The sequence below is a fragment of the Catenulispora pinisilvae genome, assembly GCF_015356865.1.
Taxonomy (GTDB): domain Bacteria; phylum Actinomycetota; class Actinomycetes; order Streptomycetales; family Catenulisporaceae; genus Catenulispora; species Catenulispora pinisilvae.
The window spans coordinates 1-11,171 of record NZ_JAAFZA010000300.1; the positions used below are offsets into that span (position 1 = coordinate 1).

The 11,171-nt window shown below is 69.4% G+C and carries 8 protein-coding genes; 4 read left to right on the top strand and 4 right to left on the bottom strand.

Annotated features, from left to right (window positions below):
- The 3 genes from IZR01_RS43820 to IZR01_RS43830 form a co-directional block, all read right to left on the bottom strand.
- Positions 1-2,351: ATP-binding protein (locus IZR01_RS43820; protein ID WP_194927275.1), on the bottom strand; the 2,351-nt coding region annotated here is incomplete at its 3' end.
- 404 nt (positions 2,352-2,755) lie between these two features.
- Positions 2,756-4,735, bottom strand: coding sequence for a hypothetical protein (locus IZR01_RS43825; RefSeq protein ID WP_194898458.1), 1,980 nt, complete (start codon positions 4,733-4,735; stop codon positions 2,756-2,758).
- A gap of 293 nt (positions 4,736-5,028) precedes the next feature.
- Positions 5,029-6,675, bottom strand: a complete 1,647-nt coding sequence (locus tag IZR01_RS43830; RefSeq protein WP_194927276.1) for a phosphorylase family protein — start codon at positions 6,673-6,675, stop codon at positions 5,029-5,031.
- Positions 6,676-6,846: 171 nt separating this feature from the next.
- Here IZR01_RS43830 and IZR01_RS43835 point away from each other — a divergent pair, with 171 nt between their 5' ends.
- Positions 6,847-7,683, top strand: coding sequence for an SAM-dependent methyltransferase (locus tag IZR01_RS43835; RefSeq protein ID WP_194898456.1), 837 nt, complete (start codon positions 6,847-6,849; stop codon positions 7,681-7,683).
- A 275-nt stretch (positions 7,684-7,958) separates the two neighbouring features.
- A complete protein-coding gene (locus tag IZR01_RS52750) occupies positions 7,959-8,081 on the top strand; it encodes a hypothetical protein (RefSeq protein WP_267254988.1) in 123 nt (40 codons plus the stop codon).
- 126 nt (positions 8,082-8,207) lie between these two features.
- Here the strand turns inward: IZR01_RS52750 and IZR01_RS43840 are convergent, their stop codons facing one another.
- Positions 8,208-9,137 (bottom strand): phosphotransferase family protein, encoded by a 930-nt coding sequence (locus IZR01_RS43840; RefSeq protein WP_194898455.1) that lies wholly within the window; start codon positions 9,135-9,137, stop codon positions 8,208-8,210.
- A gap of 285 nt (positions 9,138-9,422) precedes the next feature.
- Between IZR01_RS43840 and IZR01_RS43845 the strand changes: the two genes are divergently transcribed.
- Entirely contained in the window at positions 9,423-10,013 is a 591-nt protein-coding gene (locus tag IZR01_RS43845; RefSeq protein ID WP_194898454.1) for an AAA family ATPase, read from the top strand.
- A 50-nt stretch (positions 10,014-10,063) separates the two neighbouring features.
- On the top strand, positions 10,064-11,149 hold the full coding sequence (locus IZR01_RS43850; protein WP_194898453.1) for a CYTH domain-containing protein: 1,086 nt from the start codon (positions 10,064-10,066) through the stop codon (positions 11,147-11,149).
- The last annotated feature ends 22 nt before the right edge of the window (positions 11,150-11,171 follow it).

The window sequence follows — 11,171 nt, forward strand, 5'->3', positions numbered from 1 at the left end:
GGCAGGTGGTTGTCGGGGTGGGTGTGGAAGGCCGCCAGTTGTGCCGCTGCGTCGTCGCCGGCCAGAGTCAGGCCCCGCTGCTGCCAGGCCGCGGTGTCCGGATGGATGTTGCGGCCGTGGCTGTTCTGGGCGGCGGTCAGGGCGCGGGCGACGTCGACCCAGCGGTAGCGTCCGGCCTGCCAGCCGGTCTCGGTGCCGTCGCAGGGTCCTGGCCCGCGCCCTCCGGCCAGGCGGCGCGTCGCGGCCTCGGCGAGGTGAGCGGCCAGGGTTTCCGGGGCGTAGTGCACGGCCAGGCCCGCATAGCGGGCGTCGATCGCGGCCTGGATGCGGTGGGCCAGCGCGCATTGGAGCTGCCGGGGGTCGGTGTGGTCGCGCAGCTGCTCCAGCCAGGTTCCGGCCGGTTCGGGCTGGGGTTCCCCGACCAGGTGGGCGACGGTGAGCAGCTCGATCCACAGGATCAGGCGGGGGTCGTCGGCCAGGCGGTCGGCGGTGGTGATCTCGCGCAGGGTGCAGGGTCGTGCCCGGCACAGGGTTCCGCAGGCGATGCTGCGCGGGGTGATTCGTGGGAGGCGTTCGGCGCCGGCGGCGTCTTCGCGGTGCTCGTTTAAGGGCATGGTGGCCAGTACGGGGGCGTCCATGCCTTCGGTGAACACTGCGGCCCGGCCTGGGGGCAAGGTGACCAGGAGTTTGGATTGTTCAGGGGTGAGGTTCATGGTGGCGCCGACGGCGTCGCGGTCCTCCTTGGCGGGCAGCCGGTGCACGACTTTGGTGGCGCAGTTCTTCAGGACATCGGAGAGGATCTTGGCCGGGATCTGCTCGGCGACGACAACGCCCTCGCCGTAGGCTCGGATCTCGGCCAGCAACCCGGCGAAGGTCTGCACCGCATGCGCGGCCGGGCTGCCCGGTTCGGCGTGTTTGAGCAGCCGGTGGGCTTCCTCGATGACGGTGACGTGTCGCAGGCGCACCGGTCCGGCGGCGGCACGGGCACGCAGATGTTCGCTGATGCGGATCAGGACGGCGCCGATGACGAACGCCTTGTCCTGGTCGGCGCCGATATCCTCCAGCTCCAGAACGACATTGCGCTCCAGCAGGTCCTCGATATCAAGCAGGTGTCCGCCGTCGAAGAATCGGCCCGGGGTGCCCAGGCGCAGGCTGCCGATGCGTACGTCGATGAAGCCGCGCACGTTGTCGGTGATCTCTCGGCCGTAGCCGATCTCCTCGACCACCTGCAGCGCGGTGCGTTGCAGGTCGGCGAGGTTCGGGTAGCGCGGCACGATCGAAGGGTCTGCTGGCTCGCCGAGCGCCACATCCCAGCCTGCCTCCCGGTAGCAGCGGTTCAGTGCGTGCGCCAGAACCTGCGGAAACGGTTCAACAGCCTCGAAGGAGGCCAGGAATAGATCCTTGACCAGGTCGATGTGAGTCTGTAGCGGAAAGCCGGGCGCGGGTTGAAGCGGGTTGAGGCATCCGGGGGCGTCGGAGGGCTCGCCGGGGCGGACGACCAGGACGCCCGCGCGTCCGGCCAGGCGCCCGGCCATCCGTGCGTACTCGGATTTGGCTGGTTCGATCACCAGCCACGGCACGGCCCTGCCATCGGGGCCGGCCTCGCCGAACCCTTCCAGCAGGGTCCTGACAGTCTGGGACTTGCCCGACCCGGTCGCTCCGCACACGAACACGTGCCGGTTCAAGGTGGCGCGGCCGATGGCCAGCGGGCCGGCCGCAAGCTCGTTACGGTCGAGGACCTCGCCCAGTACAACCGCACCGTCCCGATCGCCTCCGGCGGTCTCGACGGTCACGTCGAACGTGGACCGCTCGACCACGCGAACGCCTGGGATCTCGGTGGCCGGCACATGGGCAAGCTGCGCCAGGCGAGCGGAGTTGGCCAGGAACGGCACACGCTGCTCCCCTTCCTCGCCAGTCTCGATCTGCAACACGGCCGAAAGGCCCTGCACCGCTGGCAGCGGGGCCAAGGCCCAGGGAGTCTGGCCGGGAGCGTGCCCGGCGACCAGCAGCCCGGCCACCGTCGCTGCTGCGGCCGGGTCGGCCCCGGCGGCCAGCAGCCGAACCCGCCACATGCCGGTACTGGTCCCGGCGCGCAGTTCCAGATGTCGGCGGGCCAGGCGTTCGGTGCGCAGCATGTACTCCGGGGACGACGTGCCGCGGGTTCGGGCGTCACGCTCGGCGGCTGCTGCCGCAGCGACCGCTTCGTCCAACTCGCCTGGGCTGACGGGCTCGGCCATAAGCAGCCAGGCGAACGGCCCGTGCCAGGCCGCCAGCAGCTCTAGTTCCAGCGGATCGGTGGCCCCTGCAGGCCTTAGGCGGGTGGCATCGGCGGCCGGCAGCAGGGCGTCCACCGTGCCTGCGATCGGCGACCACCAGGAGAATCCCTCCAACTCGGCGGCGGCCGACGCGCCATCGATGAGTCGCCCGCGGGTGCCCGATGGGAAGAGTAGTGGTGCTGGAAGCCCTGGTCCGGCCGGTGTCGTTGTGGATATCACGGTGACCGGGCCGCCGGGACTCTGGCGATACCAGGCGAGCATCAACGGGAGCCGGCCGTCGGCCAGGTGCCGGTGGTAGGCGCCGATGGTAGCCCCAGTACGCTCTGGCGCCCGTACCGCTGCGCGACCCGCGTCCGGAACGTGGGCAGGGCGGTAGACCTCTTCGATGCGGCACACCGCGCCTGGCGGCCACGGGCTAGTCTCAGAGCCGCGAACGGCTGGCGGTATGGCGATCGGCGACCCAGACAACCCTTCGACCGTCACCGCTTCCTCCAACCCCGAGGGTGCGACACGGCGTCCGGCCCGGTAACAGCACGAGGATCGTCTGCCTGCGGCGCTGCCACTGCTTCTGCACCGACGGGTACCTCAACGCCCTGGGTGAACTTAGCTACTATCGATGAGGCCTGATAGGACCACTCGGCATCGGCCTGCTGCAGCAGCGGGATCTCCGGGTTGATCTCCACTGCCTTAACCTGGACCCCGGCGACGGCGTGTTCGACGAGCACCATGGCGTAGTCCGGCAGCTGCTGCAGGACCCGCGGCTCCACTGCGTACTCATAGACCCGTGCCCGAGACTCGGTATCCGACCAGTTGCGACTGTTCGAGGCCGTCACGGTCTGGCCCCAGTCCCGGCTGGTGGTGCGAGTCTGGGACTGCGAGCGGCCCCAGCTGCGCGACGGCGCAACTGCCAAACCGCCGGTGCTGGCACCGCGCTCCCGGCCCCCGGTCTGCGCGACGCCTTCCGAGCCGCCGTCGCTGTCGGACACGCCGTGCGTCTGATCTCCGCCGATGCTCCGGGTCAACCCGGATATCTCGAAACGGTGGTCCCGCCCAATAAAGTCGGCCGCCCGGGCCGCCTCCTGGGGATTGCCCAGGTTCATGAACGCAACCGGGCCCGCCCCCAGCATCTCGAACGAGGCCTCCCGCAGGTGCCGGAACATCACCACCAGCCGAGTCCCACGCCGGTTGCACAAGTCCGACAGCCGCTCCAGGTGCCGCGGTGCCAACTCGTCCGCGCCGGCCACCACCAAGGTCGCCACCTCTATGTCCGAGGCGATCTGCCGAGCGGCCCAGGCAACCACCAGATCGGCCAGGAAATCCCCGGCCCCGCTGCGCCAGGTCGTGGAAATCGACACGCACTGCAAATCGGCCGGTGGCCGACGTGGGGTGCGCTGCCCCAGACCACCCAGCGAATCGGCCAGCGCCTCGATGACACGCAAACTGCCCGAGGACTGCTGCCGGTAAGCCTCGGAGAACACCTGGTCAGCCAGTTCGGCCCGCTCGGTCGGCGACAGCTGTTCACCGTCGGACGGCTCGTTCAGCAGCACCCTGGCACCCGCAGCGATCCGCGGCATCGTCAGACCGCCCGCAACCAGCTTCTCGCACAGCGCACCCAGCAGCCGGGCGTCCAACACACGCTCGCCACGCGTGGCCTTACTGTCTCCGCCGTGCAGCGACTCGATGAAGATGTCCACCAGCGACGGCACGTCTAGGCTGGTCAGCAGGTCGCTGTCGGCCAGCTCGGCCGGCAGCATCTGCACATCGACGTCCAGACCCGATGCCACAGCGCCGCGGGCCAGCTCGCCAACGATCGGCTCGCCCGACAAGTCCAGGACCACCATCGGGCCACGAGAGGCCAGTGCTGAGGCGCCGAACACGGTTAGAAACGCCTCCCATCCCCATAGGTTCCCGCCGACCACATCGATACGGCGATGCCCCGGAGCCGGAGCCGAGACCCACTGCGGCAGGGACGACAGCCGCCGGCCCTCCTGATCCTCGAACGCCGCCCGACGAGCGGACCACGCCTCCAACGCGGCGTCGTTACGGTGCAACTGAACTGCCTGACGCCGGGACCCATAACGACGGACCACGGACAGATGCCCCAGCAGCAAGCCCACCCACGCCACAGCCCCCACAGCCGCACCGACAGCACCCGCGATCAGCACCGACTCCGGCGACAGATGCTGGTCCGGCTGTGCGGTGTGCCGCCGCACAAGCAGCACCCACCCCAAGACCGCACCTACAACTGCAAACCTCCAGGTCCAGGCCAGGCGCCCGGGCAGCCTCCGCCGCACCGCCTGCACGCGATCGCTCTCGCCCTCAGCAGCAGGCGCGATACTGGGTTTAGGTTCGGCGAAAGTTCGGCGAAACCGGTCCCGATCGCTAAACGACCACCCCAGCCGCTCCTCCGGCACGAACAACACCGGCCAAGGCGCCACTTCTCCACCCACCACGACCACCCGCCTCCCCACATCCCGTCAGGCAGAGAACTGTCTATGCGACCAAAGCGAACGCGCGCCGGCAGAGCGCATCAGAGCCCTTATGGTACATACCCAGTCACCCAACGTGGGCCGCAACAAGTCCGCCACACGGCTACCGCGTCGCCCCGGCTACGGCATGGCCGCCTCGGCCAGAGCACCTACTCAAGCCGTCCTCGTTGCGTGCTCATTCCTGCAGCCCGGCATCCTGCCGCTTCCCGCGTCGAAGGGCTTTCCTACGCCTGCCCTGCCGATACCGGCATGTGGTACCTGTCTCAGATCGGCGGCGGCGGGTCGTCCGGCGGCTCGGGGACGAACGCGGCGCTGATCGCCTTCTGCAACGCGGCGAATAGACCCTGGCCGGCGAATTGCCCCTGATCGATCGGGTAGCGAGCCTGGTAGGCGTCGTGGAATCGGCGGCGAGTTCGCATTGCCCGATCCGGCGGCTGGCCCACCGTCAAGAACGCCTGCCAGGCGACCAGGTCGTGCAAAAGCGGGCCGAAGCTGGGTGTGCCCCAGTCGATCAGGGCGAGCGTGCCGGTGTCGGGATCGCGAAGGATTTCCGGCGCCGGATCGCCGTACAAGATGCCGAAGTCCAGCGGGGTCCGGGTGTTGAACGCGTGGATGTCGACCAGCGCCTGCTTCAGCGCCGCACCGGCCGCTCCGCCGACTGCGTCGGCCTGTTGGTTGTAGAAGTCCAGCAGCTTTCCGGCCGGGCGGGGCGCCGCCGGCATCGCGCCCAGGGCGCGGTGGACCTGGCCGAGCAGATCCCCAGCCGCCTCGGCCGCCAGCGGGTCGCCAAGATCCAGAGGTTCACCGGGCATGAACTCCAGTAGCGCCAGCGTCCAGACCCGCCCTGGCCCGCCTACCGACCGGCACAACTGTCCGTCCACGGCCGGCACAGGTGCGCCAGTGGGGATGCCGGCCTGGTCGAGCGCTGCGGCGATGCGCAGGCCGGGCTCGACGAATGCCGGGCCGTCGAAAGTCAGCTTGGCGGCGTACTGGCCGCCTGCGGCGTCGATGCGCCAGGTGCGGGAGCGGTCGCCCAGTCCCGTCAGCTCGGCGCCTACGCGTAGGCCGGCCAGTCCCCACGGCGTCAGCAGATCCGGCAGCCGGCCAGCCCAGTCCCCGCCCATATTCGCCCTCCGACTACGGTTAGTGAGTTCGGGGACGGCGGCGCCGTAGACGCTGCGCAGGATCGCGTGGCGGCGCTCCCGCCCGAGCCTGTAGCCGTGGTCGAGGAGTGTCTGACCTGCCGCGAGATTGTCGGCGATCATGAGGACGGCGGCGGCGGGCACGCCGAAGTGCGCCGAGGTGGCCAGCAACGTCGCCGCCTCCATCTCGACCCCGTGGTATCCCGCTGCGGACCAGCCTTCGATGTCGTCGGAGGTCTCGCCGAGGATGGCCTGGCAGGTGACGGTGGGGCCGGTGCCGACACGGTGACCCCTTTTCAGGACCTTGAGGAGTCGCCCGGTCAGCTGTGGATCGGCGTGATGCTCGTGTCGGTCTTCGCCGGTGTCGCGCCGGTAGGCGCGGGTGGTGCTCTCATCTCCCTGGGCGTGCGTCGGCACGATCAAGTCGCCGGTGGCAGCCGCCGGGTCCAGTCCGCCGCAGGTCCCGATTAAGATGCTCACTCTGGATCCCAGTACACACGCGAGGTGGGTGATCTGCGACAGCATCGCCCCGCCGAAGCACACCGCGTACCAGTACACGAGGCCGTTGACGGTGAACGCGCGTAGCGGCGGCATGGCCGGTGACACCGGCTCGAGCCTCGGCGTCTGGGCCGGGAAGGTCTCGGCCAGCTGGGCGGTGACCATGTCGTACGGGTAGTCGGTAGCGCAGCCGTGGACGAGGAGCCCAGCGACGGTGTAGTCGTCGGAGACGGCTAGCAGGTGCCGGAAGTCCACCGCGCTCTTCTGCATGTACACAGGCGACAAGTTAGTGGCCAGGCGGGCCAGAGACACGCTGATTACGGGGCTGAGTCGGCGGACCCCGTCCGGAGGCTACGCTTTCCCGTGTCAGGGTACGGCGACGGTCGGCTATGATCGACCGCGACCGGCGGTATCCAGGCCGCCACGTTGAGGGGATCGGCCGTGACGGACGTGGAACCGCTCGGGGAGAACCTGGTCGCACCCGCCTGGCTCCCCCCGGAGATAGACACCACCAAAGCCCACCCCGCCCGCATGTACAACTATTTCCTCGGTGGGAAAGACAATTTCCCCGTTGACCGGGAAGCCGCCGAAGTCGCCCTCAAGGTCGTACCCGAGGCCCGCGCGATGTCGCGCGGGAACCGCGACTTTCTTGGCAGGGCTGTACGCCACCTGGCGGAGTCAGGGTTCACCCAATTCCTGGACCTGGGAACCGGCATTCCCGGGCCAGGGAACACCGGTGACGTCGCCCGCGCCGTGAACCCCGCCGCGCGCGTCGCCTACGTCGACAACGATCCCAGTGTCGCGGCGCACTCCCGCGCGCTGCTGCGCGGCGCAGCACCGGACCGGACCACCGTCGTCCTGGCCGACATCCGCGACCCGCAGTCGATCATCAACGATCCGTCCGTACGCGCCACCGTGGACTTCGACAAGCCGATCGCCGTACTCATGCTCGCCGTCCTGCACTTCGTCAAGGACGACGAGGACCCGGCCGGCATCGTGAAGGAGTTAATGGCCGCGGTACCCGCAGGCAGCCACCTGGTGATCTCCCACATCACCAACGATTTCGAGCCCGAGCGCGGCGCGCAGGGCGCCCGCGCCTACGACCGGGCCACCGCGCCGATCGTCCTGCGCCCCTACGCGGAGATCTGCACGCTGTTCGACGGCCTGGACGTCCTGGAGCCCGGAATCGTTCACGTCCCGTCCTGGCGTCCTGACGGCGAGATCCCGTACTGGGCCGACCAGGTATGGGGGTACGGCGGCATCGGCCGCAAATCCTAGAAGGACCCGATCAACTGCCCGCAGCGGGGCCGGCTTACATGCCGCTGCGACGGCCCGCCGACGAGCCGGGATGTAAGTAGCAGTCGGTAAGAATGACGCCGACCGCCAGCCTGGCGGCGGCAGCGCCCCAGAATGCGATGCGGCCGATGCAGTACCCACTCAAGGGGAGAATCTCAGAACCCTGTCAGTGACCCGTGGCACCCTGGGAGCATGCGGCCCTCGCAGGACAACCCGAACGAAACCTGCCGGGGGTTCGGCGTGCACTTCCGCGGATCGTGCTGCGCCACCTGGAGCGCACGTTGACCGACCAGGACGCGAACGTCCTGCGCGACCGCGTCTACGCCGCCGTCCACGAGGGGACGGCATACCAGTGGGCCACCGATCCGCCCCGGCCGTAGTCCGTCCGGCCTGGCACCGGCACCGCCACCTGCGGGGCACCGGTGCCGGCCGTGTGGCGCGTTCACCGAAGGGCGTGTGGGAGCGGCGGCGGGGCCAGGGGCCTGGCCCTGACCCCGTGAGCCTGTTCAGTCGATGAGCAGCTGCAGCAGCCGGGTTCCGGCCGCTGCCGCGGCCCGCTGGTAGGGGCGAAGCCCCGGTGCCCCGGGCGGCGAGGGCTGCCGCCCGGCGTGTTGCCAGTAGCCGGTCAGCGCGACCCAGAACGCAGTGACGGCATCCTGATCGGCGTCCCCCAGCACACGGTGGCGGATCACGGCGAGCGCCTCGGCGGGCTCCCAGCCGTCCAGGATCATCTGCGGGACCAGGAACGCCGCGTCCAGCCATGCCGCCCCAGTCAAGGCGTGCGACCAGTCGACCAGGGTGACGTGCCCGTCGGCAATGAGCATGTTGTCCGGGCGGCCGTCTGAATGGCTCAGCGCGGTACCAGCCAGCGCACCGGCCCGATCGCCCTCGATCGTCGCCAGCAGCCTCAGGCGAGGGGCCGCCCACAGGTCCACGTCGTCCGGCGGGTCGTGGGCGAGAACGTCCCAGCCGTGCAGGTATCCGGCCAGCTCCACGTCCGCGGTGCCGCGAAGAACGGACTGCAGCTCGGCGCTCACCGGCAGGACCGCGACGTCGGCGAGGGTGTCGAGCACCGGGTCGAGGTCGAGCGATTCGGGGCTGATGTTCGGGTGCCGGCCGGGCACATCGGCGTAGACGGCGACGAACCATCCGGCGGCCTCGCCGGTCGCCAGCACCGCCGGTGCCGGTGCCTTGTCCGGCAGTGCTGCGGTGATCGCCGCCTCGCGCCGGTCGGTTTCGGCGAAGCCCGCCTCGCCCGGCGCGGCCTTCACGAACACGGTGCGGTCGTCAGATAGGCGCAGGCGAGCCGCGAGCTGCGGGCTGTGCCCGCCAGGCGGTGTCACCGCGTCAACGACGGCCGCACCCAGCAGGGTCTCGATGCCGTCGCGGACGCCGGCCGGGAGGGCTGGCCAGGCCGGGCGCCGTCCCCACTGCATCAACACTCCCTGATATGAGGCGGGGCCTCGCGCTGGTCCACCGAGGCCGTCCACGAGCACCCTGCCAGGGTCGGGGCGGGCCCGGCGAAGGCTTTTTCACCCCGACAACCCCAACCGCTGCCTTTGCAAGCGGCGGCTCCAATCGCCGTGCATGGTGATCAAGCCATAGTTGCGAGCCGTAATCCGGTGGAATCGCCGTCGCACGCTCTGTCACCATGAGCGCCTGCGCCGTACGCCGAACGGCCTGCGAGGACTCGGTCTGACGATCCCGGATCGGAAACAAGGATGACCAGGCTTTTCATCATCTCCGGTGTGCCCGCTGCCGGGAAATCAACGGTGAGCAGGCTCATTGCCGAGCGCCTCCCGGCCAGCATGGTTGTGGAGGGCGACGTCATCCGGGCCATGCCGGTCACCGGCCGCGTGGACATGTCGCGCGACTACGACGCCGAAGCGCTGCGGCAGCTACGGCTGCGCTACCAGGCGGCGCTGGCCGTCGCCGCCGTCTACCTGCGCGGCGGATTCGACGCGGTGGTCAACGACAACATCCTCGGCGATGCCCTGAACGACTTCCTGGCCATGCTGCCCTGCCCCGAAGCGCACCTGGTGTTCCTCAACCCCGACCCCGAGACGCTCCGCCAGCGCGACCGCGATCGTGACAAGACCGCGTACGGACACCTGTGGTGGGAGTTCGGACAGCTTCACCTGGTCCTTCTGGACCAGACCCCGCACTTGGGCCTGTGGCTGGACACCACCGGCCAGGGCCCGGACCAGACAGTCGATGACATCTTCGACCGGCTAGGCGACAGCATCGTGACGGGCGCTTCCCCTCGTCCAGCGGGATCGGCCACAACGACCGGAGGCAATCGCACCACGTGACAGCCCCTCCATGCCAGGTCGGACCACACACCCATAGAGGTAGAACCTTCATGCAGACCGAATATGAGGCCCGGTTCCTAGCCATCGACGTCGACAAGACCATCGCGATCCTGCGTGAGCACGGCGCCGCGCTGCACCGACCGCGTGTCTTGATGCGCCGCGTGGTGTTGAAGAACGACGACACCACCGCGCGCGGTGGCTGGCTCCGCCTGCGTGACGAAGGCGACCAGGTCACCTTGACCTATAAGCAGACGACCTCCGATGCCTCCGCGATCGACACCACCCTCGAGGCCGAGATTACCGTCTCCGGGTTCGAGGAAACCCTGCGTCTGCTTGTCGCCATGGGCTTCCGAACCGTTCGCTTCCAGGAGAACTATCGTGAGGAATGGCGCCTGGACAAGACGCGGTTCGACTTCGACACCTGGCCGAGCCTGGACACCTTCCTGGAGATCGAAGGCCCCGACCAGGCCGCAGTCCACCAGGCCGCGGCGCTGCTCGGCCTCCCGATGGCCGAGGCGACGTTCGGCAGCGTCGACGAGGTCTACCGGGCGGTCCTCGGCCGGGACATCCTGGCCGAGGACCGCCTGGTGTTCGACGACACGATCCGCTTCACCTGGCATGAGACGCTCGTACCCGAGGCGATGCTCGTCACCCAGGTCTACGTCTGGGCTCTGGACCCCCACGACGGCCGGGTCCTGATCCAAGACCGCGGCGCAGACCACCCCGACCGCTACATGCTGCCCGGCGGCCAGCCCGCGCCCACCGACGGTGGCGACCCGCTGGCTACCGCCTACCGCGAGGCCCTGGAGGAATCCCAGATCCACATCGACACCGGCCGCGCCACCTTCCTGGGCCACCAGGTCGTGACCGGGGACCCCGCGCGCCCCGAGCCATATGCCCAACTCCGCTACGCCGCCCCGATCACGAGCTACGACCCGATCGGTCCGGATCCCGACACCGACGACGGCCGGACTAACCGCCGACTGATGACCAGTCTGACGCGGGCACCTGAGCTGCTGGGGTGGGGTGCACACGCGACCGCGCAGGCACAGGCCGCGCTCCGGGCCGGAGTCGCGATGGGCATTCCGGTGGACGCTCCCCATGCGGACGGATACCGGGACTCCGGAGACGGCTGATTGTGAGGGCAAGGTCCGGTCC